Origin of the sequence: Actinomadura sp. CNU-125, assembly GCF_001942465.1 — a bacterium.
GTDB lineage: Bacteria > Actinomycetota > Actinomycetes > Streptosporangiales > Streptosporangiaceae > Spirillospora.
Window position 1 is genome coordinate 1 of the sequence record NZ_MKJY01000333.1, and the last position, 25,982, is coordinate 25,982.

The window sequence follows — 25,982 nt, forward strand, 5'->3', positions numbered from 1 at the left end:
TGCCCACCAGCGGCGGTTCGCGGGCGGGGCGGAACGAGCAGACATGATCACTCCTTCTTACCCCTAGGGGGTATCTGTGGAATGGGGCATACCCTAGGGGGGTATAGATCAAACCGCAACCCCCGGATCGCCGGAAATGATCCTCATCGTGTTGGTCGGGCGGCCCGCAGGCGCCTGCGCGACGCCCATCCGGAGTGCGTGCACGAGAGAGCCTCGACTCTCACGCCGTCAACGACGCTTTGACCGCCGTGCTCGGGGCGCAGCCGCCCATGGCGGATTCGCGGCGGGACCGATACCGATCCTCTACCTGCTGTCGAGCCAGGGTGTCGGAGCACTGCCGCGGCTGACGGCCGAGGCACCCTCATCAGTCTGGCGTTCATCACCAGCGCGGCACCCCTCTGGTCGGTCACCGAACGAGGAGTCGCCACCGAGCATCCAGGACCCTCGCCGAGCATGGCGCTGACCTTCAGGTTGCTCGTGCCCGCCGCACTCATCGCACGCCGCACTCTGGGAGGCGTCCGCTGACGCTGTGCGGCATCACCGCGACGAAGACGCCTGCATACCCGTACGGGGTATCTGTACGATGGGTGCATGACGACACCGAAGGCGCCCGCGCCGACTCGCGGGTACACGGCGACCAAGGAGCAACTTCAGGCCCGCCTGCGCCGAATCGAAGGGCAGGTGAGGGGGGTCCAGTCGATGGTGGAGGAAGACCGCTACTGCATCGACGTCCTCACCCAGATTTCCGCGATCCAGGCGGCGCTGGACAAGGTCGCGCTCGGACTCCTGGACGACCACGTCGGGCACTGCATGAGCCACGGACGGAACGAAGGGCGTGAAGACGAGGTCAGGACGGAGATGATGGCGGCCGTCGGTCGGCTCATGCGTAGGGGATAGCTCGCATCGCCGGCGCTTCTCCGCGCTCGTCGAGAAGATCAACCGTTCGATGGTGCGCCCTGCCGGAGTGTCTCCTACGACGTGTAGGTTCCCCTTGCACGGAACGGTCCGGGGGCTCGGAGCTCCCCGGGTCAGATTTGGACGGAGTACTCCATGAGCACGCACGACCAGCATTTTCCGCCGTCCGAGGTCGGGCGCCCAGGCGAGACCGGGCAGCACGGCCATGCGGGAGATCACCACATGGAGCACGATCACCATGCCGAGCACGGCGGAGGCGCAGGGCACGGTCACGGTGGGACGGTGTCCTGGGGCATGGCCGCGCAGGCGACCCTGCACTGCCTGACGGGCTGCGCGATCGGCGAGGTGCTCGGCATGGTGATCGGAACGGCGCTCGGCTGGCCGAATCTCCCCACGATCACCCTGGCCGTGGCGCTCGCGTTCTTCTTCGGCTACGCGCTCACCATGCGCGGCGTCCTCAAAGCCGGGCTCACGCTGCGCGCGGCGTTCAAGGTCGCGCTGGCCGCGGACACCGTCTCGATCGCGATCATGGAAATCCTGGACAACGGGGTCATGCTGGTCGTGCCGGGGGCGATGCACGCCGGGTTGGCCAGCCCTCTCTTCTGGGGTGCGCTGGCGTTCGCCTTCCTCGTGGCGTTCGTGCTCACGACGCCCATCAACCGCTGGATGATCGGCCGCGGCAAGGGACACGCCGTGGTGCACCGGTACCACCACTGAACGTGCGAACCGGCGGGTTCGGGCCCGACGCATCGGCCGCTCTCCTCCTCGCTCATTCGGCAGAATGGCAGCGAGATCGAGGTGATCGTGTGGAGGGACTCGGCGGCTCGCTCGAGCGCGCCATCATGGACGTCCTGTGGGCCGAACCGGAGCCCCTGCGCGTCCGGGAACTGCTGACGAGGCTGAATGAGAACCAGCGGAGGCCGCTCGCCTACAACACCGTCCAGACGGTGGCGGAGCGGCTCGCGCGCAAGAACATGCTGGCGAAGATCCCGGACGGCCAAGCGTTCCGCTACGGCCCGACGCGCACACGGGAGGACTACGTGGCCGAGGTGATGATCGACGCCCTGACCGGGACGACGTCCGACCACGGCGCCGTCCTGACCCGCTTCGCCGAAGGCGTGCCGCCCGAGGACGCGCGGCGCCTCCTGGAGGTGCTGCGCCGCCGCGCGGCCGGCGAGCCCGGCTCCTGACCTGATGCCGGTCCTCCTCGGTGCCCTGCTCGCCACCGCGCTCCTCCTCGGCTGGGGACCCGGTTCCGTCTTGGACCGGCTCTCTTCGGGGAGCGACCCGGGCACCGCGATCGTCGGTTGGCTGGGCGCTGTGGCCGGAACCTTCGTCGCAGCCACCGGGGCGGTGATGATCGCCCTGCTGTGGCCGCCGACTCCGGGACACGGATTCGTCGAATGGCTGCACGGCTGCCTGCCGCATCACCGGACGGCGGCCACGGTTCTGGCCGGTGTTATGAGCGTGCCGCTGCTCTACCTGTGCGGATTCCGGCTGATGCGCACGGTCCCTCGTCTTCGGGAAACGCTGCGGCGACGACGCGACCACCGCGAGATGCTCCACATGGTGGCGCACGAAGACGAACGCCACGCAGACGTTCTCCTTCTGGACCACCCGATACCGGTCGCGTACTGCCTGCCGTCCCGTGGACGGCCTATCGTCCTGTCGACCGGTGCTCAACGCAGGCTCACCACGCGCCAGTTGTCGGCCGTGCTCGAGCACGAACGGGCACATCTGCGCCGGCGCCACCACCTAGTTCTGCTCCTGCTCGACGCCGCCCACGCGCTGCTGCCGTGGTCGCCGACCGTTCGACGAGCCGAGTCGCGCGTGCCGCTCCTGCTCGAGATGGCCGCCGACGACGCAGCCGCACATACGGCGGGACGCCGGACGCTCGCCAACGCCCTGCGCCAGGTCGGCGGCGCACCGGAGTTCGCGGGCGCGCTCGCCGCCTCCGGCCCGAACGGCGGAACGCTGACGAAGCGGCTGGCCCGGCTGGAGGGGCAGACGCACCGTCCTGGCCGGGCGGGACGCCCCTTGGCGTGGGCACTTTCGGTCTGCGCGACCATCGTGCCCCTGTTCACGGCGGCCGCGGCCGTGGGGCAGCTCATCCTCCCCTGCTGACCGAGGGTCGCGGTGGTGCGGGTCCGGACGTTCGTGCGGCGGGTCAGTGCGCCGTAGCAGGCGTTCGACATCCACGGCGGGACCCCACCGGCACGTGGGCCGTGAGGCGATCGTGCGTCGGCTCGCCGGACGTCCGGAGACCGCCGGTCATGGCCAATGCCGGATTGGTGTTAGATCTGATCAACGTGGACATTCAGCGGATCAGGCCGTTGCCATCGCGCTCGCCGAAGGCAAGACGGCGGTGGCCGAGGTCTCGCCTCGTCCTCGCGGCTCTCGCCGGCGCGGGCACCGGTTCGAGACCGACTCCGACACCGAGGTCGTGCTGCGCGGATACCTGGAGTGGGGCGCGGCCGTCGCCGAGCGTCTCAACGGCATGTACGCGTTCGCCATCTGGGACTCCCGCGAACGCAAACTGGTGATGATCCGGGACCGGATGGGCATCAAGCCGTTCTACTACTACCCGACCGAGGACGGCGTGCTCTTCGGCTCGGAGCCGAAGGCCATCCTCGCCAACCCGATGGTGGAGCGGACGGTCACCCTGGAGGGGCTGCGCGAGCTGCTCGCGTTCATCAAGCCCCCGGGCAGCGCCTTCTGGGAAGGCATGCGCGAGGTGCGGCCGGGCACGGTCGTCACGGTGGACGCCGGCGGCGTGCGCGAAACCGTCTACTGGAGCCTGCGGACCCGGGAGCACCACGACTCCCGGGAGGACACCGTCGCACACGTCCGCGAGCTGCTCGACGACATCGTGCGCCGCCAGCTCGTGGCCGACGTGCCGCGCTGCACTCTGCTGTCCGGCGGCCTGGACTCGTCCGCGATGACCGCGATCGCAGCCCGGCAGCTCGAACGGGCGGGCGAGACGGTGCGCAGCTTCGCGGTCGACTTCGTCGGCCGCACCCAGAACTTCGTCCCCGACGAGATCCGCGAGACGCCGGACGCGCCGTTCGTCCACGACGTGGTGGAGAAGTCGAAGACCGAGCACCGCGACATCGTCGTGTCGTCCGCCGACCTCGCCGACCCGGGCCTGCGCGCCGCGGTGGTCCGCGCCCGCGAACTGCCCGCGGGCTACGGCGACATCGACACCTCGCTCTACCTGCTGTTCAAGTCGATCCGCCAGCACTCCACGGTCGCGTTGTCCGGCGAGTCCGCCGACGAGGTCTTCGGCGGCTACAAGTGGTTCTTCGACCCGCTGGTCCACGAGCTGCCCACGTTCCCGTGGCTGGTGCAGTACATCATGACCGCCGGAGACAGCAAGCCGATCCTGCGGCAGCCGGTACTCGACGCGATGGACCTGTCGACCTACATGTCCATAGCGGTCGGCCTGGAGGTCCGGGTGCCGTTCTGTGACCACCGCCTGGTGGAGTACGTGTACAACGCGCCGTGGGAGCAGAAGACCTACGACGGCAAGGAGAAGTCGCTGCTGCGCGGCGCGTCCCTGGACCTGCTGCCCACCTCGGTCGCCGAGCGCGTCAAGTCGCTCTACCCGTCCACCCAGGACCCGCGTTACGCGCAGGCGCTCCAGGTGCAGTGCAAAGACCTGCTGGCCGACCCGTCGCACCCGGTCTTCGAACTGATCGACAAGGACGTACTGCGCGCTTCCGCCACGGCGGACTCACCCCAGATCACCGAGGGCTCCCGCGGCATGGAACGCGCGCTGGACATGGCCGTCTGGCTGGACATCTACTCCCCGAACATCAAGGTGGCGTGACGTACCGGTGACGCGCCCGGCCGTCGCCCTCGAGCGCGGCGGGTCGCGATCGGTGAAGACCCTAACGCCGTCCGGTCACAACCGTGCAGGAGGAACATGCGCACCGGGCGGTTTCGCAAGGGGACCGCCCACGACAAGAACCGCCCCTGGAAGGCGGCGGCCCCTGCCGGTCGCCAATGCGCCGGGCACCTTCCAGGGCTTCCTGCGCCAACCCATCATCGTTGGGGCAGCAGACCACGCCCGGGGAGAAGCGAGCATCTCGCCAATGGACACCGCCCGCATCCCCACGGGTCATCTGATCGGTGGATGGCGCTTCCGAAGCTCCCCTCTGATCATTGATCATATGAACAAGAGCACCTGCCACCTCATTCTGGCGGTCATCACCGGCCTCTACCTCATGACGGTCCTGGCCCTGACCACCTTGAAGGTGGGCTTCCTGGACCTGTTCGCCGCCACCGGCGGCGTGGCGATCGGCACTCTGTGGGGCTCTGCGGCGATCGTGTACAACCGCGGCTCCCGGTGACCGGCCGAAGCAAGTCGTAACTTCAGGTGCGGAAGGATCTCGCAGGTGGCCAGCCGACCGGGTCAGGACCATGCCGACCGATCGCATGCGAACGCGGGGCACTCCCTTGCCTGCCGGATCCGTCGCCTTCAAGATGTCCGACCCGACGGTCACCATGGCCAATTGACCGGCACCACGAGTCGGCCGCGGACTTCGGAGGCGAGTCATGTTCTTTCCTGCACTTCCCACGCCGGTGGACGGCGAGGTGCTGCTGGTCTGCACCTGCTATAGGGACGGCAAGGCGCTGCGGGGCGGCCTGCTCGACGAGATCGGGGCGCGCCGCGACGGCGATGGGTTCGTCATCGAGGGCAGCGAGGTGCGGATCCGTTTGGTCGAGAACACCGGATGGGACTTCATGCACGGCGGGAATGTGCCGGCGCTCGTCCCGGCTGGTGGGTCGGCAGCGTCGGTCGTCGTGTTGGTGGACAGTTCGGTGGCGTACGGCGGTGGCGGCCCGCTGCTCGTGGATCTGGCGGTGATACCCGGCCGCGGTGTCCGGGTCCCGTCGGCCCGTCTCGGCGAGATCCTGGCCGCGGTGCTGGGCGGCGAACTCACCTTCGACCATCTGGTGCAGGACATGGATGTGGACGGGATGTATCAGGGCGATGGGGGCCGACCGGCCTTCCCGGCGCCGGTGCGGCTTCCGCGCCGGACCTTCCCGGCATTGCCCTCCACGGTTGCTCCTCTGCTCGTCCGTACCTCCTTCGACGATGAGGAAGCCTGGCAGGCCCTGCTCGCCGAGTTGGACGCGGCTGGTGGATTGGACCCGGATGAGATCGATGTGGAGCACTACCCGCTGGACGCCCGGGCCGTCGACGACCGGGCCTTCGAAGACCTGCAGCCGGGCCAGGTCCCCGCACTGGTCCCTCCCGAGAAGCACACCACGCTGGTCGCGCTCGCCGACAGCAGAACCTTCACCGAGGCCGAACGGCCGCTGACCGTCGTGGACCTGTACGACACGCCGGGGCAGGCGGCCGTGCTTCCCTTCCGCATGGTCGGATCGATGGCCTGCAACCTGGAGATCGCCAACATGGACTTCCGCGAGTTCGTCGCCCACAAGGACACCCGGCCATGGTGGGAGGACTCCTGAAACAGGGGCCGTTTTCCCAGCACACGGTGCGCTGCAGCCCGACCGCACTTGGACACCGGGGCGATCGTTACGCCGAGAGGCTGTGCGAGCTTTCGCGGTGTTGTGCGGGGCCGCGGTCATGCGGGGGCTCCGAGGTCGAGCCGGTCACCGAGTGCGGCGGTCTGCCGTCCCCAGCGAGGTGGCGCCGAGCTATCACGGGTTCCGCTCTTCGGCGGACCGGTGTCGCCGCCAGGTGTTACGCAGCGCCTGGAGTTCGGTGTGGGGGAAGGGGGATCCCCAACGGGCCTGGTATGCGCTCTCGCCGTACCTGGTCATGGTCTCGTCGAAGCCTCGGATGATCGATCGGGCCAGGGCGTCGATGGTCTGCCGACTGGACCAGATCTCCACACCGGCCTCGTCGGGCTCTCCGCTGTCGGCGAGGTGGAGGAGTTGGAGCCGTACCTCGTCGTCCTCACGATGGAAGATCCATCTGTAGCCGTTCGGCTCCGCCTCGAACTGGGCTCGCGTCTGCTTCTCACCGGCGATCAGCCGGGCGACGGCGGTCAGTAACTCTTCCGGCGCGGCGGCTATATAGGACGCGATGGCTTTTGCCTGCGCCGTGGCGTCGGCAATGGTGCAGGTGACCCATCCGTGTCCCGACAGGATCCAAGTGAAGGACATCCCGGTCGCGGACTCGTTCTGATCGCCGTGGCCGAGGCCGGGTTGCGACTCGCCGTTGTTGTGGAGGGTTGCCCGGTATTCGCCGTACTCGTCACACGCAAGGCCATGGTTCGTCCACTTGGCGGGGTCGGCGCCGAGTTCGCGTTCGGCGACTTCGATGGCTTGCTCCGGGGCCGTGACCACGGTGACCAGGCCCCAGGTCTCATCATCAGGGTCCAGGGGAGGGAACTCGGTAAGGTCCCAGAAGGTGGCGGTGCCGATGTCTTCGACCTCGTGCAGGTAGACACCGATCCCTTTGTGGCCGGGGCTCAGGGAGATCCAGCGGATGCCCTGGCGTTCCTCTGTCCGGATGCCCCCGAGGAACTGCTCGATTTGTCTACCGCGGCGCAGGGCCGTGATGGCGAACCGTGGGGTCAGATAGCGCACGTCAGCTCCGCTTCGGTTGTTCGGGCAGGCGAGGTAGATCATGACGCTTTTGGCGGACATCCCGAAGACGGCGGCGACGAAGCAAAGTGACACCACGGAGGGCGTGCTGAACATCGGAGAGGGGGCTGGGAATGCGGCTGGAGGACGAGTCTCAACCGGCGAGCGAACACCGGGCTGGGACTCGTACCCACAGCCTACGGATTAAGCGAAGCTCCGCGGGTCGTTCGTCGCCACGACCTCACGGCCCAGCGGTGTCAGCGAGACGGGGATCAGCTTGAAGTTCGCGATGCCCAGCGGGATGCCGATGATCGTGATGCACAGCGCGATGCCGGTGAAGATGTGCCCCAGTGCCAGCCACCATCCGGCGAAGATCACCCAGATGATGTTGCCGATGGTCGACGCTACGCCCGCGTCCGTGCGCCGGACCAGCGTCCTGCCGAACGGCCAGAGCGCGTAGTTGGCGATCCGGAACGACGCGATGCCGAAGGGGATCGTGATGATCAGGATGCAGCAGATGATGCCAGCGATGACGTAAGAGGCGGCCATCCAGATTCCGGCCAGCACCAGCCAGATGACATTGAGTAGGGTGCGCATCGACATACCGTAGCGAACTTGACGCACACAGGTGTGTCTCGACGTGAGGGGCCGGCCCGGTGGTATCGGGCATTGAACGGCTCGGGAATCGGCGTGGGCGGGGCGGCATAACCGTAGAAAGCACTCGTTGTTCTGGTCGACAATGTCGTCGGTTCTGGCTGCTCTACCGGGCCGCGCCGCTCCTGAACGGCCGTTACTCGACGGCGTTGCGCCTGGGGGACGCACCGGCGTTCCCGACCTAGCTGGGAGACCAGCTCCACGTCCGCTACGGCCACTCGCGAACGCGAGCTCTGCCGGCTCCTCGGACGGGTAGCGGCGGGGCTTCGGCCGCCGCCACCCGTGTGAGTCGCCCGGCATGTCGGGGGCGGGCGCCGGCTCACCCGGTTCACACCGGATCAGCCATCGGTGGCTTTACTTTCCCTTCCAGTCCGGGGCGCGCTTTTCCATGAACGCTGCCGCGCCTTCCTTGGCGTCTTCGCTGGAGAAGACCAGGGCCTGCAACTTCTTGTTGCGGTCGGCGGCCCGGGCGGCGTCGGTGGCACCGAGCCGGACCAGTTCCTTGATCGCCGCCAGCGCCAGCGGGGCGTTCCCGGCGATCCGGCCCGCGAGGTCCATGGCGGTGTCCAGGACTTTGTCCGGTGGGACGACGGCGTTGACGAGGCCGAGTTCGTAGGCGCGGCGGGCGTCGACGGGGTCGCCGGTCATCGTCATTTCGAGTGCGATCGCGAGGGGGATGTGCGGGTGCCGAGGTCGAGGCTGGCGTTGGGCGGGTACAGGCCGCGTTTGACCTCCGGGAGTCCGAACCGGGCGTTTTCGGACGCCACGATGAGGTCGCAGCCGAGCAGCAGTTCGAAGCCGCCGCCGACCGCGGTGCCACTCGCGGCGCCGATCACCGGCACGGTCAGCTCGCCCTTCGAGAGCCGGGCGAAGCCCGCCATGCCCTCGTCCGAGGCGTGACCGGCGCCGCCGTCGGCGAACTCCCGCAGGTCCATCCCGGCGCAGAACACGCGGTCGCCGGTGGCGGTCAGCACCACGGCCCTGATCCGCGGGTCGTTCTCGGCGTCGGTCACCGCGCGGCCCAGCCCGTCGACCAGCGCGGCGTTGAGGGCGTTGCGGGCCTCCGGGCGGTTCAGCCGCAGGACCAGCACCGTGCCGTGTTGTTGTTCGACCAGTTCTTCTGTCATGACCTGTATCCGCTCGTTTCGGCCAGTTCGGCGGCGCCCTTCATCAGGTCCAGCACGATCGGGCCGAACGCCTGCAGGGTCTCGTCGTCGCCGGCGCGCTGGTAGCCCTGTTCGAGCACGACGGCGAGTTTCCATCTGGCGAGGACGATGTAGTAGTCGATGTCGTCGACCTGCCGTCCCGACACCTCGGCGTAGTGCGCCAGGAGCCGGTCGCGGGAGGGCATTCCGCGCAGGTCGACGTAGCCGGCCTCGGACGCCTCGGGGGCGTCGGTGTCGTCGGGCCAGCTCTGGATCATCCAGGCCAGGTCGAGCTTGGGGTCGCCGACGGTGCCCATCTCCCAGTCGACGAGCGCGGCCAGCCGCGCGGGCGCGCCGTCCCGGTACATGACGTTGGCGAACTGGTAGTCGCCGTGCATGATGCCGGGAATGTAGTCGAGGGGGCGGCGCGCGCGCAGCCAGGCGGCGGCCTCGTCGAAGCCGGGGAGTTCGCGGCCCTTGATCCGGTTCAGGAAGCGTGTCCAGCGGTCGACCTGGCGGTCGTGGAATCCGTCTGGACGGCCGAGGTCGTGCAGCCCCCTGGCCCGCCAGTCCACTTTCGACAGGAGCGCGATGCCTTCGGCGAGCTGATGGCCGAGTCCCGCCCGCGCTCGAAGGTCGGTGTCGAAGGGGGCGGGCCAGGTCGTGCGTCCCATCGGGGACCAGCCTTCGACGAACCCCATGAGGTAGAACGGACGGCCGAGCACCGAGGCGTCCGGGCAGACGGCGACGGCCTCGGTGTGCGGGACGTCCGTTCCGTCGAGCGCCTCGATGATGCGCCACTCGCGCAGGATGCCCTCGTCTCGGTCGGCGGGCGCCTCCGGCGGGGGGATGCGGATGACGCAGCGTTCGTCGCCGCGGACGATCTCGTAGATCTCGTTCTGGGTTCCGCCGGACAGGAAGCGGTGCTCGATCGGGGCACCCTTGCCGGGCAGCCCGGTGTCGTCCATCCAGCGGGCGAGCCGTTGAAAATCGATCACAGGTTCCCCACCTCGTGTTCGATGTGGTCGGCGAACTTCTCCCTGGCCGCCTCGATCTTCCGCGGGATCCATTCGGTCGGCCACACGTCGTCGCTGGGCCGGTGGTCGCGCAGCACCTGCTTGGCGACGGTGACCTTGTGCACCTCGGTCGGACCGTCCGCGAGACCCATCACGCCCGCCCCGTGGATCATCTGGAAGAACGGCATCTCGTTCGTGGTGCCGAGCGCGCCGTGGACCTGCATGGCCCGCCAGGCGATGTCGTGCAGCACGGTCGGCATGACGACCTTGGCCGTGGCGATGTCCTTGCGGACCTTCTTGTAGTCGTCGTACTTGTCGATCTCCACGCGGTGTAGAGCACGAACAGCCGGAACTGGACCAGCTGTGCGTAGGAGTCGGCGATGTAGCCCTGGACGAACTGCTTGTCCGCCAGGCGGCCGCCCTGGGTCTCGCGGGACAGTGCGCGCTCGCACATCATGTCCAGGGCCTTCTGCGCGAGCCCGATGGTGCGCATCGCGTGGTGGATGCGGCCGCCGCCGAGCCGGGTTTGCGCCACGGCGAACGCCCGGCCCTCCCCGCCGAGCAGCGACGCGGCGGGCACGCGGACGTCGTCGTAGCGGATGAGGGCGTGAAAGCCCTCGTTCATCGGCTCGCCGTACAGGCCGACGTTGCGCTCGATCTCGATGCCGGGTGTGTCGGTGGGCACCAGGAACATCGACATGCCCTCGTACCGGCTCACCTCGGTGTCGGTCACCGCCATCACGATGAGGAAGGAGGCCGTCTTGGCGTTGGACGAGAAGTACTTCCGGCCGTTGATGACCCACTCGTCGCCGTCCTTGACGGCCCGGCAGGTGAACCGGGTCGGGTCGGCCCCGGCGTGCGGCTCGGTCATCGAGTAGCTGGAGAAGATCTCGCCTTCCAGCAGCGGCCGCAGGTAGCGCTCCTTCTGCTCCTCCGTGCCGTAGTGCGCGATGATCTCCGCGTTGCCGGTGTCCGGTGCCTGGCACCCGAACACGTGCGAGGCCCACGGCGAACGACCGAGAATCTCGTTCAGCAGTGCGAGCTTGAGCTGACCGAACCCCTGCCCGCCCAGCTCCGGGCCTAGATGCGTCGCCCACAGACCCTGGGCGCCGGACCTCCGCCTTGAGCGGCTCGAGGATCTTGCGCTTGGACTCGTCCCGCGGCACGAAGGTCTCGTTGCCCCATAGCTGGTCGAGTGGCTCCACCTCCTCCCGCACGAACTCATCGGCCCAGCTCAGCTTTCTCTGGTACTCGGGATCCGTCTCGAAGTCCCACCCCCTTGTTCCTCCTCTCGTGAGGTGAGAATAAGCTTCTTGTGATAAAGAATGCAATTCTGAATCTGGTGCGGACGATCGCGCCGCCGCTCGCCTGCCGAGGCGAACGATGATCGTGAGCACCGAACGACGGGATGCCGTCACCGTCGTGACCCTCGACCGGCCCGAGCGGCGCAACGCCGTCACGATCGAACTGTGCGAAGAGCTGCATCGCACGCTGCTGGACGTGGCCGCGAGCGACGCCCGCGCGGTGGTGCTCCGCGGGGCGGGCGACCACTTCTCGGTCGGTGCCGACCTGGACGGTCCGCACTCGGATGCGGGAACGCTCGAACGGCTGGGGCCCGTCTACCACGCCGCGACGCTTCTGCACACGATGCCGCAGGTCACCATCGCGGCCGTCCACGGCGGATGCGCCGGCGCCGCGATGGGGTGGGCCTGCGCCTGCGACTTCCGCTTCGCGTCGACCGGTGCCCGCTTCAACACGGCGTTCCTGCGCGTGGGCGTCTCCGGAGACATGGGGCTGGTGTGGTCGCTGAGCCGCCTGGTCGGCGGTGCGCGGGCGCGCGAACTGCTGTTCTTCCCGGAGAAGATCGGTGCCGGCGAGGCGTTGCGCCACGACCTCGTCACCCGCGTTTTCGAGCCGGACGCGCTGCACGCCGATGTGCTGGCCATCGCCCACCGGCTGGCCGCCCACGACTCCTTCCCGTTGCGGATGATGAAGGCGAACGTGGTGTCGGCGGAGACGAGCGCGATGGCCGAGTACGTGGAGATCGAGTCGGCCCGGCACCTGCACGTGATCGCCGATTCCGCCCGCGGCGGGTTCGCGAACGCTACGGGTCGCTCCCATGCACGGTGAGGACAAGGTCCGCCGGTGAGGCGAGGGCGTGCTCTGCCAGACGCGCGAGGAGATCGGCACGAACACGCGCGGCATCCAGTGGAACGCGGGCGCGGTGAGCGAGCTCCACGCCGCCCATCGCCGGCAAGCGTCTCGCCGAGCCGTTCGGCGGCCTCGGCGGCGCCGACCCGCGGGCCGACCGCACGTCATGAACCTCGCGCCGCGCCAGATTGCGAAAGGGCGGCGCGGCGTGCACGTTCCGCTGCACGGCGACAGACGTGGCCGTGGAAGAGAGGAGGCGCCGATGACCGGGCCGCTCGAAGGGGTTTGGGTTCTCGAGGTGTCGATGTACGGGTTCGTCCCGTCGGCCGGCGCGGTGCTGGCCGAGTGGGGCGCCGAGATGATCAAGATCGAGCACGCGGTCCGCGGCGACCCGCAGCGGGGTCTGCGGCAGATCGGCACGATCAAGGTCGAAGGCCTCCCGAACCCGAACGTCGACCACGCGAATCGCGGCAAGCGCAGTGTCGGGCTCGACATCTCGGTTCCCGCGGGCCGGGAACTGCTGCTCGAACTGGCGGAACACGCCGACGTGTTCCTGACCAGCTTCCTGCCGCCGCACAGGCGGAGATTCGGCATCGATGTGGACGACGTCAGGGCGGTGAACCCGCGGATCGTCTACGCGCGCGGCAGCGGGATGGGCCCGCGCGGTCAGGAGGCCGACAAGGGCGGCTACGACATGACGGCCTTCTGGTGCCGGGCGGCGGTCTCGGCCAGCATCACCCCGCCGGGCAATGCCGGCGTGGTCCCGCCGCCTGGGCCCGCGTTCGGCGACACCGTCTCGGGGACGAACCTGGCGGGCGGCATCGCGGCCGCGCTGTTCAAACGGAAGGAAACCGGCGAATCGTCCGTCGTGGACGTGTCGCTCCTGTCCAGCGGAGTTTGGGCGATGGGTCACGGAATCGGGCTGTCCCTGCATGTCGGGGAACCTCTGGTCGCGCCGCCGTTCGGTTCGCACGGCTCGCTCGCGAACCCGCTGTCGGGCATGTACCGGACCGCCGACGACCGCCACATCGCCTTCACGATGCTCCAGCCGGGAAAGTTCTGGGCCGACGTGTGCCGGCACATCGACCGTCCGGAACTGGCGGACGACCCGCGGTTCGCCGATGCGCCGAAGATCTCTGAGAACACCGAGGCCGCGGTGGAGATCCTGCGGGACGCCATCAGTGCGCGCACACTCGCCGAATGGACGGCGAAGTTCGCGACCCTCGCCGGACCGTGGGCGCCCGTCCAGGACACCCTGCAGGTCGGCGACGACGCTCAGGTGCGCGCCAACGAGTACTTGATCCGTGCGGGCGAACTGGAACTGGCGGCCAACCCGGTGCAGTTCGACGTCACCGCCCCGGAACCGGGAGCCGCCCCGGAGTTCGCGCCGACACCGAGGAGGTCCTCCTCGAACTCGGTCTGGACTGGGAACGGATCATCGCGCTCAAGGAAGCCGGTACGGTCACCTGATCGAACCGGCGCTCTCCGGAGCGAGTCGCGGATTCGGGCGGCACGATCCCATGCCGCCCGAATCCGGGCGACCGCCGCGTCGCCCCGCAATCCGAGTACGTGCCGTTCCGCACGGCGCGCACCCCCGAACGTCCGCGGAGAAGTCCCCGCGGCATACAACGCTGATTGTGGCCCATGGTGAAACCATTTCCACTGGTCGGAGTGCATCCGACGGCGACCGACCTGTCAATGCCGATCATCGAACTCGCCCGCGAAGCCGAAGCTCGCGGTTTGCGCGCGATCAGCCTGCCCGAGCACACCCATATGCCGGTCGTCTCCGCGGCCCTTGTGCCGGGATGGCCGATCGCCCGGCAGTATCAGCGCACCCTCGATCCGTACATCGCGTGCGCGTTCATCGCCGCGACGACTTCCCTGGAAGTCGGCACCGCGGTGTCCCTGCCGGCCCAGCACGACGCCATCGCTCTGGCGAAGGCCATAGCGACGTTGGACCATCTCGCGCAAGGCCGGGTGATCCTGGGGTTCGGTTTCGGGTACAACAAGCAAGAGATCATCGACCACGGGATCGTCCCGGACCGGCGCTTCGGCGTGGTCGAGGAAGCCGTCGCCCTGATGCGCGCCCTGTGGACGGATGAGATCGCCGAGTTCGACGGACGCCATCACCGGCTGTCGCGCTCTTGGGCGTGGCCGAAGCCCCTCCGTCCGGGCGGACCGCCGGTACTGCTCGGCGGCCGGGCGACCGAGCGCAATCTGGAACGCATCGTCACCTGGGCGGACGGATGGCTACCGGCGGGGATCGGCGCAACGGCCCACGATCTCCCTTCGTCACTGGCCGAGCTCCGCGTCCGCTGGCGGGACGCGGGACGCGAGCGGCCACCGGAGATCTGCTGCTTCTTCGGCCCGGGTTCCCGGGGCGACATGGGCCGCGAACTCGAACGTGCGGCGGAACTCGGGATACAGCGGCTGCACCTACGCCTGGAGGACCGGCCGAGGGATCTCGTCCTGCCCGTCCTCGACGACCTCGCGGCCGTGCCCCGTCCTGAGGCGCGTGGCCGCGCGGCCGCCGGGCCCGAACGTTCGAGCCCGGCGGCCGGCGCCGGTCGTCAGCCGAAGCGCACGGCCAGCCGGTCGATCCATGCCTCGTAGTCGGTGGACTTGGATCCCAATGACTCCTGCCCGACCGGCGAGTCGACAATGAGAAAGTGTTCCTGATCGATCGCCTGAACGAGTTGATCGGCCACCTGCCCGGGTGTTCGCGCCCGCTGGATGACGGGGTGGTCGTCCGGGTAATCCTCGGCCCTGAGCATCGAGGTCAGCATGGGGCCGGGGCAGAAACACGATACTTTGCTGCCCTTGCGGCGATAGTTGACCGCCAGCCATTCGGCGAGCGCGAGCGCCGCGTGCTTGGTCACCGAGTAAGCCGCCTTGTCCGCCTCCGTGGCCATCGCGATCAAGGAGGCGGTCTGCAGGAGATAGCCGTCACCGCGTCTCAGCATGGCGGGCAGCACCTCGCGCACCGCGTACACATGACTCATCACATGCACGCCCCATAGCGATTCCCACAGTGCGTTGTCCGCCAGGTCGGCGGGCAGCGAGGGGCCGGTCCTGCCCGCATTGCTGAACCACAGATCGATCTCGCCGTAAGCGTCGCGGGCGAGGGCGGCGACCTCGCGCACGTTGTTCTCCACGGAGATGTCCATCCGCGAGGCCGACCGCGTCGAGCTCCGCGCGGACACGTTCCACGCCCGCCGGACCGATATCGGTGACGACGACTTTCGCGCCCTCGGCGGCGAACCGGCGTGCGCACGCCTCTCCGAGACCGCTTCCCGTGCTGGTACGGCCGGGCGGGACGGGCGAGCTCCAGCCGGTCCTCGACGCGCTCCGGCCGCGCGCGATGATCAGCTTCGGTGAGATGTACGCCGACGGCAACGCCTTCGACGGAGGGTGGGTCGACGGGCTCGCCGCGCACATCGAGGTCCAGATCCGGCACCTGGTCGGCCGGGGCCACCGGGAGATCGCGCTGGCGCTGCCCGACGACGGTCCGCTCACCGGCGTCCACCGCCGCCACGTGACCGAGGTGGCCGCCATGCTGGGGATCCCCGCGCTCCGGCCCGTGCTCGTGCCGCCCGCCCGAGCCGGGGCTACCGCCGCGCTCCGCGCGTTGCTGGCCGAGCACCCGGACGTGACGGCCGTCGGCGCGTTCGGGGACGAGGCGGCACTGCGCGTCCTCGCGGCCGCCCACGACCTAGGCATTCCCGTGCCGGACCGGCTCGCCGTCATCGGCCTGGACGACAGCCCGCAAGCACAGCTGGCCGTACCGGCGCTGACGAGCGTGCACATCGACGCACCCGCCTACGGGCGCCGCGCGGCCCGGCAGGCGCTCGGGCTCCGGACCGACGACACGACACCCGAGCCTTCCCGCGTCGTGCTGCGGGAATCCACCTGATACCGAGAGTTCTGCAGGCGCCGGGTGCCCGGCTGGTGGGGCACCCGCGAGAGCCGGGAGCCGAAGCTAGGCGATCGCGGGCATGATTTCTTCGGCGACCCATTGGGTGTAGTCGAAGTACTCCTGGATGTGCTGGATCTGGGGAATGGGGACGGAACTGATCGTCACGCCCAGTTCGGAGAACCAGCCGAGGCGGTCGATGATCTCCTGCTTGGTCATGCCCGGCCGGGCGCGTGGGTCGTCCCGCACGGCATGCCCTTCCCCGACCCGCGAGGTGGCGAAACCGTAGAAGACTTCCGTCAGTCTGCCTGCGTAGTCGGGCTGGGATCTGATGAACTCCAGCCGGGCGGGAATGTCCTCGGGTTCGGTCAGGAACGGCCACCAGCCCGATGCGTAGCGGCCGACGCGCTTGAGCACGGGATCGGCGTCGCCGCCGAACCACACCGGCACGTGCGGAGACTGGACGGGCTTGGGTTCGAACGCCACATCGCGGAAGGAGACGTACCGGCCCTCGAACTGCGGCTCCTCCTTGGTCCACAACTCGATGATCGCCTGGATGTACTCCTCGCTCATCGCGCCGCGCTCGTGGAAGGGCACGCCGAGCAGGTCGAACTCTTCTTTCAGCCACCCGACCCCGAAGGTGACCGTGACCCGGCCGCCCGACAACCAGTCGATGCTGGACAGTGCCTTGGCCGTGACGATGGGGTGCTGCGCCGGCAGGATCGCGATGCAGGAGTTGACCCGGATCCGCTCGGTCGCCCCGGCCAGATATGCCATCGTCGGATAGGCGCTGAAATAGTGAGGGCCGGACAGTTCGAGGTGGGCCCGCGGAATGATGTGGTGCTCGGGTACGCTGATCATGGCGTAGCCCAGCTTCTCGGCCCACTTCGCCAGGCGTGTCTGGTCGGCGCCGGTCACCGCGGCCTCCCACGGTTGGCAGGTCGCCTTCAGCCGCAGCAGATGCGGCATCGCGAACCCCAACTTCACGTTGCCTCCTTTCGTCGCCGGTCGTGTTCACGGCACGAGGGCGGTGGCGTCGCGAAGCACCGCGGTAATCGGCTCGACCGAGCCCACGTGTCTCTCCCGCTTCACAACCCGGACGTTGAAGGCGGGCGCCCACGCCCTTCCGCCGTAGGGGCGGCCGGTCGGCGGCGCTGTGACGTTCACCCGACCTCCGCTCTCGAATATTGGATGAGATTAGCATTCTCCAAATTAAGAATGCTACTTCCGGCAAGGTGGCGTGCTCACCGCCCCGGTGGCGGCCTGGAGCGCCTACGTCCGCGCCGTCGACTGTTCAGGATCTGCGGAATGCTGGGTGATCGTTCTGCTTCCGCGTTCGAGGAGATGACATGGCCGGGCCTGTCGCCGACGTGTTGTTGCGCGCCACTCTGACCGGTGGGGAGGCGACGGCCTTCGACGCCTGGCGGGGGGAGGCGTTCGAGTCGTTCGGGGACGACCTGTGGGGCCTCCGGGAGCCCGCCATGATCGGTGCGCCGCCGGACGCTCTCGTCTCGGGCTCGTTCGGCATCGACCGCGAGCCCTGGACGGACGACCCCGACTCCCCGGAGCTGCCCCGCGTGATCGGCTACCGGCCCGCCGAGGTGATCAGCATCTATGCGATGGCCAATGGGGACGGCGACCACCTCGTCCTGGGCCGCCTGTGCCTGACGCTGGCCCGCCGATTCGATGCGCTCATCGACTTCTGCGGGGCCCTGATAGCGGGCCCCCTCCCGTCCGGCGTGCCCTACCTCGAACCCGACGCGGGACAGAGCGAGGTACTGCTGGCGTCCATCGATACCGCGATCGGCGCACTCCCCGGAACCCTGCACGGGCTGCGCTACCAGACGGCGCGGGAGACGCCCTGGGTGCAGCACATCGGCGACGCCGAGTTCCTCGCCGCCTGGCTGGAGCATCCCCGCTTCCGCATGATCAAGTAGCTGCCGGAGCGGTGATCGGCGTTTCGCGCCGTAAGGCAGCGGGCCTTACCTGCGGTGACGCCCATATCGGAGGACGACCGTCCCGGAGCTCACCTGGTCTCAGGTGGATTCGCGCGGCACGATCCGGGGGTCGAGCTTCGTGCTTTCGATGACCTCTCGGCCGCCGGAGAGCTCGGCCACGATGGCCATGGCCCGACGCTCGACCGCCTGGTCCATGTCGAAGGCGACCGTGGTGAGCGGGGGCGAGGTCAGGCGCGCCGTGGGGATGTCGTCGGCGCCGACGACCGCGATGTCCGCGGGGACGGCCAGGCCGTGTTCGCGCATCCCGGCCAGGACCGCGATCGCGGTCTCGTCGTTGAACGCGCACACACCCGTCACCGAGTGCTCGCGCCACTGCGCGACGGCGCGGGCCGCGCTGTCGGCGTCCAGGCTCGTGCCGAGTGCGAGGGGCGGGTGGACGCCGGCGTCGGTGCAGGCCGCGGCGACTCCCTGCAGGCGTTCCTCGGCCATGGGGAGCAGCCCCTCGTGGGCGGGCAGGGCGTAGCCGATGCGCCGGTGGCCGCGGGCGATGAGGTGTTCGGCCTGGACGCGGCCGACCGGATGCATCACCGGGGCGCCCGCGGGGAGGGACGGCAGGACCACGTGGGCTCCCGCCCGGTGCAGCGCCTGGACGGTGTCGGAGTCGAAGGCGTCGAAACCGACGACGGCGGAGGCGCCGACCGAGGCGCACACGTCGCCAGGGGGCGCCCGCGTACTCCGGCGAGGTGGGTGACCAGGGTGAGCCCGTGGTCGGCGAGCGCCGCGGCCAGTCCCTCGACGAAGCGGCTGATGCCCTGGCCGATGGGCAGGTCGGGAATGGACAGCAGGACGATGTCGCTGCGTCCGGCGGCCAGGGCGCGGGCGGAGGCGTGCGGACGGTAGTCCAGACGCCGCGCCGCGTCCAGGACACGGCGTCTGGTCTCCTCGGGGATCGACTGCCCCGGCCTGTTGTTGAGCACGAAGCTCACCGTGGTCTGGGACACTCCGGCGGCTCGTGCGACATCGGAGCTGGTGGGGCGTTGGCAGGTCGCGTCATGGTCTCTCGTCGCTGGGACGCCGATCTCTCCGACGTCGTCCCATGGTAGGACGTCCCGCTTCACGGCTGATCGCCCTCAGGCGTTATGCGCAGCCGGTGTCTCGCCGGTCACGGATCCTTCGTCTTGTGTGTTCCGAGGGACGGATCTACTCTACTAATTCGCATTACTAATGTGCATTAGCTCCTCTGCCCGGCCCACCCCAGGCCACCCCACAGGGAGTTCCATGTCCATCGCCCTCAAACCGCTCCGACGACGGCCCGGATGCTCGCCGCAACCAGGCGCTGCGGCCGTACTGCCGCTGACGGCGGCGTGCACCGACGGAGCGTCCGACGGGTCGCAGGGCACCGAGAAGCTCGCGATCGCCGTCCAGTCGGCCCCCGGCTCCTTCGAGCGCGTCCACAGCGAGCTGGTCTGCGCCGACCTCACCGCGGACCACACGGACACGACCGGCTACTACTCCACGCACTTCCCGCGGCCGCGCCCGCCGTTCGTCCGCGAGGCACCGGCCCACTTCCGCCGCGGTGCCAAGCACTACCTGTTCACCTTTGGCACCTCCGGCTACGTCCCCAACCCGAGCGAGGTCGCGGTCGCCGACACCTACCACGGCCCCTGGACGCTCCTGGGCGACGCGCACCCCGGCGACGGCACCGGCACGTCCTACCGGTCTCAGATCTCGAAGGACCTCTACATCGCGCTGGCCGACCGGTGGCTGCCGGACGTTCCGGCCGAGGTCTGCGCGCAGGTTCTGGAGCATCTGACGGCCGCCCCCGTCGCCCTCGGCGGGGAGCGTGCCCAGGCAGAACCCGGGACGAGCGAGGAGCGGGCGAAAGCGCGCGCGTCCCTCACGGACCCGAACACGTTGAACGCGGCCGGAAACCCCGGCGCGGGCCCGGCGACCCGAGAAAGACGAGCTCTCATGATCCGCAATTCGTTCAACGACGGCTGGCAGACCCGGCCGAAGGTCAACCCCTTCGCCGAACTGTCCGGCGCCTCCGCCGAGTACCGGCCGGTGACGCTGCCGCAGGACGCGATGATCGAACAGGACCGGGTCGCGCCGCAGGGTGCGGCCACCATGGAGAACGGGGCCGGGGCCTACTTCCCCGGCGGCGCGTTCGAATACCGCAAGACATTCTTCGTGCCGGAGGAGCACCGGGACGGGCGGATCTTCTTCGAGTTCGAAGGCGTCTACCGCGACGCGACCGTCCACATCAACGGCGACTACGCGGGGCAGCGCCCCTACGGCTACTCCCACTTCCACATCGACGCCGACCGGTTCCTCCGCTTCGGGCAGGACAACGAGATCCGGGTCGAAGCGCGCGCCCACCGCGACTCCCGCTGGTACACCGGCGCGGGAATCTACCGCGACGTCTGGATGCTCGTCGGCGGCACGGCGCGGTTCGCGCTCGACGGCGTCCGCGTCACCACGCCCGACATCGACCGCGACCGGGCCGTGGTGGAGGTCGCGGTCACGGTCGAGAACGACGCGCGGACGATCCGTACCCTCGACCTGGTCACCGAGATCCGGGACGCGACCGGCGCCGCCGTCGCCACCGACGTCTCGAAGGTCACGGTGCTTCCGGGCGAGCCGGCGACCGCCCGTCCGCGCCTGTACGTCTTCGACCCGGCGCTGTGGAGCACCGAGTCGCCGTCCCTCTACACCTGCCGGTCGAGCCTGCGGGAGGGAGCGGCGGAGGTCGACGCCGAGGAGGTCGTCTTCGGCGTCCGGACGCTGCAGCTCGATCCGCGGTACGGGGTGCGCGTCAACGGCCGGACGGTCAAGCTGCGCGGCGCGTGCGTCCACCACGACGACGGGGTGCTCGGCGCGGCCACGTTCGCCCGCGCCGAGGAACGGCGGGTGGAACTGCTGAAGGACGCGGGGTTCAACGCGATCCGCATGTCACACCATCCGATGAGCAAGGCGATGCTGGACGCCTGCGACCGGCTCGGCGTCCTGGTGATGGACGAGGCGTTCGACATGTGGACGTCGGGCAAGTCCGAGTTCGACTACAGCCTGCACTTCCCCGAGTGGTGGGAACGCGACATCGAGGCGATGGTCGCCAAGGACGTCAACCATCCCAGCGTCGTCATGTACTCGATCGGCAACGAGATCCCCGAGACCGGGTCGGCCGTCGGGGCCGTGTGGGGGCGCAGGCTCGCCGAGAAGGTCCGTGAGCTGGACGGCACCCGGTTCGTCACCAACGGCGTGAACAACATGCTGGCCGTGCTGCCCGAGGTTCTGAAGACGCGGCGAGCGGCCCGGGAAGAGGAGGCGCCCGGGCCCGGTGCCGAGGAGGCGGGCATCAACACCGTCATGGCCGACGCGGGCGACATAATGAACAGGGTCGCCGTCTCGGACCTGGTGACCGAGCGCACCGCCGAGACGTACTCCGTGCTGGACGTCGCCGGGATGAACTACTCCGAGAGCCGCTACGCGATGGACCGGGAACTTTCCCCAACCGGATCATCGTGGGCTCGGAGACCTTCCCCACCCGGATCGACGGCAACTGGAAGCTGGTCGAGCAGTACGACCACGTCATCGGCGACTTCACCTGGACCGGCTGGGACTACCTGGGCGAGGTCGGCCTCGGACGTCCGCAGTACCTCACACCCGAGTCGCCCCGGCCGTCCCACGTGGCGCCCTACCCCGGCCTGCTGGCCGGTTGCGGCGATCTGGACATCACCGGCCACCGGCGTCCCGTCTCCTACTACCGCCAGATCGTCTTCGGCCTGCGCCGCGCTCCCTACGTCGCCGTCCGGCGCCCGGAACACCACGGGAAGACCTGGGGCGGAAGCCCGTGGGCGTGGAGCGACACCGTTTCCAGTTGGACGTGGCCCGGTTTCGAAGGCTCGCCCATCACCGTCGAGGTCTACAGCGACGCGGACGAGGTGGAGCTCCTCGTCAACGGCGCCTCGCTCGGACGACGGCCCGCCGGAGCCGGACGGCGGTTCCGCGCCGAGTTCGAGACGGTCTACGCGCCGGGCGAACTGGTGGCCGTCGCCTACCGGAACGGCGCCGAGTCCGGACGCCACGTCCTGCGCACCGCCGAGGGGCCGCTGCGACTGCGCGTCGAGGCCGACCGTCCGGCCGTCACGACCGCCGACGGCGATCTGGCGTTCGTGACGTTCACGCTGACCGACGAATACGGAACGGTCCATCCGGCGGCCGACCGGACGGTGCGCGTGGACGTCTCCGGCGCGGGCGTCCTCGCCGGGTTCGGCAGCGCCGCCCCGGCGACCGAGGAACGGTTCGACGCGACCGAGCACACCACCTACGAGGGACGAGCGCTGGCCGTCCTGCGTCCGACCGGCCCAGGAAAGATCCGCCTGCTGGCCACCGCACCGGAATGCGAACCGGTCGAGATCGCGGTCGCCGTCGAATAACGGACGCGGCCGCCCAACGCTCCACCAGGCCCCCACCGAAAGACGACGATGATCGACCGACAGGCGGTGGTGCGCCGCCACACCGTGGAACTGGCGGAACCCGACCCCGCGCAGGCGCTGACGGTCGGCAACGGCGACTTCGCCTACACCGCCGACATCACCGGCATGCAGACCTTCACCGCCTTCCACGACCAGGCCGCCGCCCAAGCCGCGGGACGGACGGCGGTGAACACAGCGACGATGTCAACCTGGGGATGGCACTCGATGCCGAACCCCGACGGGTTCGTCCTCGACGACGCCATGTCGACCTACGAGTCCGCGCGCGGGCCCGTGCAGTACCCGTTCATGTTCGGCGTTGTCTTCAACACCACCTTCCTGGCGTTCTTCCTGGCCGGCCGCTTGGTACGTGAGCGTCGAGGAGGCCGCGGGCGCGGTCGCCGTCGTGGCCGGGGGCGGCATCTTCGCCACGATGCTCGGCGCCCTCGGCGGCGGTTTCCTGTCCGACCGGCTGCGCCGCCGCCGCGTCTTCGTCCTGGCGGGCGGGTGCGCGTTCGCCGCGGGGGCCACGGTCATGGCCTTCGCCGCGGGCCTGCCGCTCAACGTGGCCGGCGCGGTCCTGGGCAACCTGGGCCTCGGCCTGTTCGCGGCGGTCGACCAGGCGCTCATGCTGGACGTGCTGCCCGAACGGGAGACCGACGCGGGCCGCTTCACCGGCATCTACGGCTTCTCGACGTCGATGGCGCAGGGGCCGGCTCCCCTCGTCGCACCGCTCTTCCTGGCGGTCGGGGCGTCCCGCGGCGAGAAGAACTACACCCTGCTCTACCTCACGGCGGCGGCCCTCACCCTGCTCAGCGGCGTGGTGGTCGCCACCCGCATCAAGTCCGTCCGCTGATCGGGCCGACATCACCCGGAAGGATCCTCTGTGCAGAGCGACACGAACACGGCCGACGTCCTCACGGCCCTGACCCTGCCCGAGAAGGCCATGCTGCTTTCAGGCAGGAATGCCTGGGAGACCGCGGCCGTCGAACGCCGCGGGATTTCCCCGATCACGCTGACCGACGGCCCGCACGGCGTGCGGAAACTCCCTCCGGACGTCGAGGCGTTCGCCTTCGACGCGGGCGTCGCGGGCACGTGCTTCCCCACGGCGGCGGCCCTCGGTTCGTCCTGGGACGCGACCTGCTCGACCGGATCGGACGGGCGCTCGGCGCCGAAGCGCGAGCCGCCGGGGTCGCGGTGCTGCTGGGGCCGGGCGTCAACATCAAGAGGTCGCCCCTGTGCGGGCGCAACTTCGAGTACTTCTCCGAAGACCCGTGCCTGAGCGGACACCTGGGAGCGGCCTGGGTACGCGGCGTGCAGAGCAGGGGCGTGGGCGCCTCGGTGAAGCACTTCGCCGCCAACAACCAGGAGACCGACCGGATGCTCGTCAGCGCCGAAGTCGACGAGCGCACGCTCCGCGAGATCTACCTCGCCGCGTTCGAGCACATCGTCGCCACGGCCCGTCCATGGACGGTGATGGCGGCCTACAACCGGATCAACGGCGTCTCCGCGTCCGAGAACCACTGGCTGCTCACCGAGGTGCTGCGCGGGGAGTGGGGATTCGACGGCGCGGTGGTGTCGGACTGGGGCGCCGTCGCCGACCCGGTCGCCGCCGTCGCCGCCGGCCTCGACCTGGAGATGCCCACCACGAACGGTTCCAGCGCGGCACGGCTGGTCGAAGCGGTCGAATCCGGGCGGCTCGACGAGGCCGTGCTCGACCGTGCCGCCGCGCGCGTCCTGGAACTCCTCGACCGCGCGGAGCCGACCGCCCCGGCCGGGCCCGTCGACTTCGACCGTCACCACCTCCTCGCCAGGACGGCCGCCGCCGAGTCGGCCGTCCTGCTGAAGAACGACGACGCGGTCCTGCCGCTGGACCCCGCCGCCCGCATGAGCGTGGCGGTCATCGGCGAGTTCGCCCGCACGCCGCGCTTCCAGGGGGCGGGCAGCTCCCAGGTCAACCCCACCCGGGTCGACCGCGCCCTCGACGCCCTGACCGAGGCCGCCGGTGCGGACCTTCGCCTGTCATTCTCGCCCGGATTCACCCTGAGCGGGGACGACGACGTGACCCTGTTCGACGACGCGGTGTCCGCGGCCGCCGCGGCGGACGTCGCCGTCATGTTCCTCGGGCTGCCCGAGGGAGAGGAGAGCGAAGGTCTCGACCGAGAGCACATCGGCCTCCCCGACGTCCAGCTCCGCCTGCTGGAGGCCGTGGCGAGGACGGGACGCGACGTGGTGGTCGTCCTCGCTAACGGCGGAGCGGTCGAGGCCGCGTCCTGGCGGCACCACGCCGAGGCCGTGCTGGCGGGCTGGCTGAACGGCCAGGCGGGCGGCGGCGCGATCGCCGACCTGCTGTTCGGCCGCGCCAACCCGTGCGGCCGGCTGGCCGAGAGCATCCCGATGCGCCTGCAGGACAACCCGTCCTACCTGGACTTCCCCGGCGCCGACGGCACCGTCGCCTACGGCGAACGCATCTACGTCGGGTATCGCTACTACGACGCGCGAGAGATGAGCGTCGTCTACCCCTTCGGGCACGGCCTGTCCTACACCGCCTTCGCCTACTCCGGCCTGCACGCGACGGTCGAGGGACGCGGCGACGACGTCGCCGTCCGGGTGCGCCTCACCGTGACCAACACCGGATCGATGACCGGCAAGGAAGTGGTGCAGGTGTACGTCGGCGATGCCGAAAGCTCCGTCGACCGTCCCGTCCGGGAGCTCAAGGCGTTCACCAAGATCGAGCTCGCGCCCGGCGCGTCCGCGCCCGTCGAGTTCGAGCTGCACGCCCGCGACCTGTCCTTCTACCACCCCCTCCACAGCCGCTGGGTGCTGGAGGCGGGCGACTTCGAGATCGCCGTCGGTGCGTCGTCGCGCGACCTGCGGCTCACGGCCAGGTTCACGGTGGACGCTCCCGCGCTTCCCCGGCCGCTCCGGAGCGACTCGCCCGTCAAGGACTGGCTGGCCCACCCCGAGGGCGGCCCCGTCCTGCTCCGGACCCTGAGCACGATGAAGGGATCGGCCGTCGCCGCCGACCCCACCGTCCTGCGCATGGTCGAGTCCCTGCCGCTGAACCGCCTGATCGCGATGAGCGGAGACCGCATGGACACCACGGACGTCGACCGGCTGCTCGACCGCCTCGACCCGGCTTTCACGCGGGTCCGCACGGGCGGCGCCTGACTCGGTTCGTCCGGACGCCTTGC

Annotated in this window: 26 protein-coding genes and 2 pseudogenes; 17 read left to right on the forward strand and 11 right to left on the reverse strand. The window is 69.5% G+C overall.

All coding sequences use genetic code 11. The features are described 5' to 3' along the window. Nucleotides 1-591 precede the first annotated feature (591 nt). From BJF79_RS31690 to BJF79_RS31720, 7 genes are all read left to right on the forward strand, one after another. The gene (locus tag BJF79_RS31690; RefSeq protein ID WP_075902960.1) at nucleotides 592-897 is read left to right on the forward strand and encodes a metal-sensitive transcriptional regulator; all 306 of its coding nucleotides are present in this window, start codon (nucleotides 592-594) and stop codon (nucleotides 895-897) included. Between the two features lie 153 nt (nucleotides 898-1,050). Further along, nucleotides 1,051-1,632: a DUF4396 domain-containing protein gene (locus tag BJF79_RS31695; RefSeq protein ID WP_143220472.1), complete on the forward strand. Its 582-nt coding sequence runs from the start codon at nucleotides 1,051-1,053 to the stop codon at nucleotides 1,630-1,632. 89 nt (nucleotides 1,633-1,721) lie between these two features. Continuing rightward, entirely contained in the window at nucleotides 1,722-2,105 is a 384-nt protein-coding gene (locus tag BJF79_RS31700; protein WP_075902964.1) for a BlaI/MecI/CopY family transcriptional regulator, read from the forward strand. A gap of 4 nt (nucleotides 2,106-2,109) precedes the next feature. Then, nucleotides 2,110-3,039 (forward strand): M48 family metalloprotease, encoded by a 930-nt coding sequence (locus BJF79_RS31705; protein WP_075902966.1) that lies wholly within the window; start codon nucleotides 2,110-2,112, stop codon nucleotides 3,037-3,039. Between the two features lie 241 nt (nucleotides 3,040-3,280). Then, nucleotides 3,281-4,744, forward strand: coding sequence for an asparagine synthase (glutamine-hydrolyzing) (gene asnB / locus BJF79_RS31710; RefSeq protein ID WP_075902968.1), 1,464 nt, complete (start codon nucleotides 3,281-3,283; stop codon nucleotides 4,742-4,744). A gap of 265 nt (nucleotides 4,745-5,009) precedes the next feature. Continuing rightward, entirely contained in the window at nucleotides 5,010-5,267 is a 258-nt protein-coding gene (locus BJF79_RS31715) for a hypothetical protein (RefSeq protein WP_262402815.1), read from the forward strand. A gap of 232 nt (nucleotides 5,268-5,499) precedes the next feature. Beyond that, the gene (locus tag BJF79_RS31720) at nucleotides 5,500-6,396 is read left to right on the forward strand and encodes a DUF6924 domain-containing protein (RefSeq protein WP_262402816.1); all 897 of its coding nucleotides are present in this window, start codon (nucleotides 5,500-5,502) and stop codon (nucleotides 6,394-6,396) included. Nucleotides 6,397-6,588: 192 nt separating this feature from the next. On the opposite strand, the gene BJF79_RS62430 is transcribed toward BJF79_RS31720, so the two are convergent. The 7 genes from BJF79_RS62430 to BJF79_RS62450 form a co-directional block, all read right to left on the reverse strand. Beyond that, nucleotides 6,589-7,596, reverse strand: coding sequence for a hypothetical protein (locus BJF79_RS62430; RefSeq protein WP_262402817.1), 1,008 nt, complete (start codon nucleotides 7,594-7,596; stop codon nucleotides 6,589-6,591). A gap of 87 nt (nucleotides 7,597-7,683) precedes the next feature. Next, nucleotides 7,684-8,076 (reverse strand): YccF domain-containing protein, encoded by a 393-nt coding sequence (locus BJF79_RS31730; protein WP_075903111.1) that lies wholly within the window; start codon nucleotides 8,074-8,076, stop codon nucleotides 7,684-7,686. A gap of 411 nt (nucleotides 8,077-8,487) precedes the next feature. Then, nucleotides 8,488-8,781, reverse strand: a complete 294-nt coding sequence (locus BJF79_RS62435; RefSeq protein WP_262402819.1) for an enoyl-CoA hydratase-related protein — start codon at nucleotides 8,779-8,781, stop codon at nucleotides 8,488-8,490. 2 nt (nucleotides 8,782-8,783) lie between these two features. Further along, nucleotides 8,784-9,260 carry an enoyl-CoA hydratase/isomerase family protein gene (locus tag BJF79_RS62440; RefSeq protein ID WP_262402820.1) on the reverse strand — a complete coding sequence of 159 codons (477 nt, stop codon included), beginning with the start codon at nucleotides 9,258-9,260 and terminating at the stop codon, nucleotides 8,784-8,786. After that, nucleotides 9,257-10,276 (reverse strand): phosphotransferase family protein, encoded by a 1,020-nt coding sequence (locus BJF79_RS31740; RefSeq protein ID WP_262402821.1) that lies wholly within the window; start codon nucleotides 10,274-10,276, stop codon nucleotides 9,257-9,259. The genes BJF79_RS62440 and BJF79_RS31740 overlap by 4 nt, the downstream gene beginning before the upstream one ends. After that, nucleotides 10,273-10,554, reverse strand: a complete 282-nt coding sequence (locus BJF79_RS67500) for an acyl-CoA dehydrogenase family protein (protein ID WP_410050164.1) — start codon at nucleotides 10,552-10,554, stop codon at nucleotides 10,273-10,275. Before BJF79_RS67500 ends, BJF79_RS31740 begins: the two co-directional genes overlap by 4 nt. Continuing rightward, nucleotides 10,464-11,519 carry an acyl-CoA dehydrogenase family protein gene (locus BJF79_RS62450; RefSeq protein WP_410050165.1) on the reverse strand — a complete coding sequence of 352 codons (1,056 nt, stop codon included), beginning with the start codon at nucleotides 11,517-11,519 and terminating at the stop codon, nucleotides 10,464-10,466. Before BJF79_RS62450 ends, BJF79_RS67500 begins: the two co-directional genes overlap by 91 nt. A gap of 164 nt (nucleotides 11,520-11,683) precedes the next feature. On the opposite strand from BJF79_RS62450, the gene BJF79_RS31750 reads away from it, so the two are divergent. The 3 genes from BJF79_RS31750 to BJF79_RS31760 all read left to right on the forward strand — a co-directional run bounded on the left by BJF79_RS31750 (nucleotide 11,684) and on the right by BJF79_RS31760 (nucleotide 15,058). After that, a complete protein-coding gene (locus tag BJF79_RS31750) occupies nucleotides 11,684-12,424 on the forward strand; it encodes an enoyl-CoA hydratase/isomerase family protein (RefSeq protein WP_262402823.1) in 741 nt (246 codons plus the stop codon). Between the two features lie 283 nt (nucleotides 12,425-12,707). Further along, nucleotides 12,708-14,096: a CaiB/BaiF CoA transferase family protein gene (locus BJF79_RS31755; protein WP_262402824.1), complete on the forward strand. Its 1,389-nt coding sequence runs from the start codon at nucleotides 12,708-12,710 to the stop codon at nucleotides 14,094-14,096. A 47-nt stretch (nucleotides 14,097-14,143) separates the two neighbouring features. Further along, nucleotides 14,144-15,058, forward strand: coding sequence for a TIGR03619 family F420-dependent LLM class oxidoreductase (locus tag BJF79_RS31760; RefSeq protein ID WP_158079348.1), 915 nt, complete (start codon nucleotides 14,144-14,146; stop codon nucleotides 15,056-15,058). On the opposite strand, the gene BJF79_RS31765 is transcribed toward BJF79_RS31760, so the two are convergent. Continuing rightward, the gene (locus tag BJF79_RS31765; protein WP_262402825.1) at nucleotides 15,016-15,648 is read right to left on the reverse strand and encodes an SDR family NAD(P)-dependent oxidoreductase; all 633 of its coding nucleotides are present in this window, start codon (nucleotides 15,646-15,648) and stop codon (nucleotides 15,016-15,018) included. The genes BJF79_RS31760 and BJF79_RS31765 overlap by 43 nt on opposite strands. Before the next feature lie 92 nt (nucleotides 15,649-15,740). Here BJF79_RS31765 and BJF79_RS31770 point away from each other — a divergent pair, with 92 nt between their 5' ends. After that, the gene (locus BJF79_RS31770; RefSeq protein WP_083734296.1) at nucleotides 15,741-16,358 is read left to right on the forward strand and encodes a substrate-binding domain-containing protein; all 618 of its coding nucleotides are present in this window, start codon (nucleotides 15,741-15,743) and stop codon (nucleotides 16,356-16,358) included. Nucleotides 16,359-16,424: 66 nt separating this feature from the next. Here the strand turns inward: BJF79_RS31770 and BJF79_RS31775 are convergent, their stop codons facing one another. After that, on the reverse strand, nucleotides 16,425-17,345 hold the full coding sequence (locus tag BJF79_RS31775; RefSeq protein ID WP_075902982.1) for a TIGR03619 family F420-dependent LLM class oxidoreductase: 921 nt from the start codon (nucleotides 17,343-17,345) through the stop codon (nucleotides 16,425-16,427). A 362-nt stretch (nucleotides 17,346-17,707) separates the two neighbouring features. Between BJF79_RS31775 and BJF79_RS31780 the strand changes: the two genes are divergently transcribed. Beyond that, nucleotides 17,708-18,295 carry a DUF6368 family protein gene (locus BJF79_RS31780; protein ID WP_075902984.1) on the forward strand — a complete coding sequence of 196 codons (588 nt, stop codon included), beginning with the start codon at nucleotides 17,708-17,710 and terminating at the stop codon, nucleotides 18,293-18,295. A 99-nt stretch (nucleotides 18,296-18,394) separates the two neighbouring features. On the opposite strand, the gene BJF79_RS51755 is transcribed toward BJF79_RS31780, so the two are convergent. Both BJF79_RS51755 and BJF79_RS51760 read right to left on the reverse strand, forming a co-directional pair. Then, nucleotides 18,395-18,937 carry a LacI family DNA-binding transcriptional regulator gene (locus BJF79_RS51755; protein ID WP_083734299.1) on the reverse strand — a complete coding sequence of 181 codons (543 nt, stop codon included), beginning with the start codon at nucleotides 18,935-18,937 and terminating at the stop codon, nucleotides 18,395-18,397. After that, nucleotides 18,901-19,434 carry a LacI family DNA-binding transcriptional regulator gene (locus BJF79_RS51760; protein ID WP_083734302.1) on the reverse strand — a complete coding sequence of 178 codons (534 nt, stop codon included), beginning with the start codon at nucleotides 19,432-19,434 and terminating at the stop codon, nucleotides 18,901-18,903. The genes BJF79_RS51755 and BJF79_RS51760 overlap by 37 nt, the downstream gene beginning before the upstream one ends. A 1,009-nt stretch (nucleotides 19,435-20,443) precedes the next feature. On the opposite strand from BJF79_RS51760, the pseudogene BJF79_RS62455 reads away from it, so the two are divergent. The 5 genes and pseudogenes from BJF79_RS62455 to BJF79_RS31800 form a co-directional block, all read left to right on the forward strand. Beyond that, nucleotides 20,444-21,511, forward strand: a pseudogene (locus BJF79_RS62455) (glycoside hydrolase family 2 protein); the annotation flags it as partial. A 746-nt stretch (nucleotides 21,512-22,257) separates the two neighbouring features. Next, nucleotides 22,258-22,329: pseudogene (locus BJF79_RS62460) on the forward strand (hypothetical protein); the annotation flags it as partial. 159 nt (nucleotides 22,330-22,488) lie between these two features. After that, nucleotides 22,489-22,752: a hypothetical protein gene (locus tag BJF79_RS62465; protein WP_262402854.1), complete on the forward strand. Its 264-nt coding sequence runs from the start codon at nucleotides 22,489-22,491 to the stop codon at nucleotides 22,750-22,752. 406 nt (nucleotides 22,753-23,158) lie between these two features. Further along, complete coding sequence (locus BJF79_RS62470; RefSeq protein WP_075902986.1) at nucleotides 23,159-23,644, forward strand: MFS transporter; 486 nt, start codon at nucleotides 23,159-23,161, stop codon at nucleotides 23,642-23,644. 239 nt (nucleotides 23,645-23,883) lie between these two features. Next, the gene (locus BJF79_RS31800; protein WP_262402826.1) at nucleotides 23,884-25,959 is read left to right on the forward strand and encodes a glycoside hydrolase family 3 C-terminal domain-containing protein; all 2,076 of its coding nucleotides are present in this window, start codon (nucleotides 23,884-23,886) and stop codon (nucleotides 25,957-25,959) included. Nucleotides 25,960-25,982 lie beyond the last annotated feature (23 nt).

Excerpts from the sequence above, each read along its gene's own strand:
- BJF79_RS31690 (WP_075902960.1), top strand. The coding sequence starts at position 592 with ATGACGACACCGAAGGCGCCCGCGCCGACTCGCGGGTACACGGCGACC.
- BJF79_RS62450 (WP_410050165.1), bottom strand. The coding sequence starts at position 11,519 with ATGAGTTCGTGCGGGAGGAGGTGGAGCCACTCGACCAGCTATGGGGCA.
- BJF79_RS31780 (WP_075902984.1), top strand. The coding sequence starts at position 17,708 with ATGGCCGGGCCTGTCGCCGACGTGTTGTTGCGCGCCACTCTGACCGGT.
- BJF79_RS62440 (WP_262402820.1), bottom strand. The coding sequence starts at position 9,260 with ATGACAGAAGAACTGGTCGAACAACAACACGGCACGGTGCTGGTCCTG.
- BJF79_RS31695 (WP_143220472.1), top strand. The coding sequence starts at position 1,051 with ATGAGCACGCACGACCAGCATTTTCCGCCGTCCGAGGTCGGGCGCCCA.
- BJF79_RS62430 (WP_262402817.1), bottom strand. The coding sequence starts at position 7,596 with ATGTTCAGCACGCCCTCCGTGGTGTCACTTTGCTTCGTCGCCGCCGTC.
- BJF79_RS67500 (WP_410050164.1), bottom strand. The coding sequence starts at position 10,554 with ATGCCGACCGTGCTGCACGACATCGCCTGGCGGGCCATGCAGGTCCAC.
- BJF79_RS31730 (WP_075903111.1), bottom strand. The coding sequence starts at position 8,076 with ATGCGCACCCTACTCAATGTCATCTGGCTGGTGCTGGCCGGAATCTGG.
- BJF79_RS31755 (WP_262402824.1), top strand. The coding sequence starts at position 12,708 with ATGACCGGGCCGCTCGAAGGGGTTTGGGTTCTCGAGGTGTCGATGTAC.
- BJF79_RS31705 (WP_075902966.1), top strand. The coding sequence starts at position 2,110 with ATGCCGGTCCTCCTCGGTGCCCTGCTCGCCACCGCGCTCCTCCTCGGC.
- BJF79_RS31715 (WP_262402815.1), top strand. The coding sequence starts at position 5,010 with ATGGACACCGCCCGCATCCCCACGGGTCATCTGATCGGTGGATGGCGC.
- BJF79_RS31760 (WP_158079348.1), top strand. The coding sequence starts at position 14,144 with ATGCCGATCATCGAACTCGCCCGCGAAGCCGAAGCTCGCGGTTTGCGC.
- BJF79_RS62435 (WP_262402819.1), bottom strand. The coding sequence starts at position 8,781 with ATGACCGGCGACCCCGTCGACGCCCGCCGCGCCTACGAACTCGGCCTC.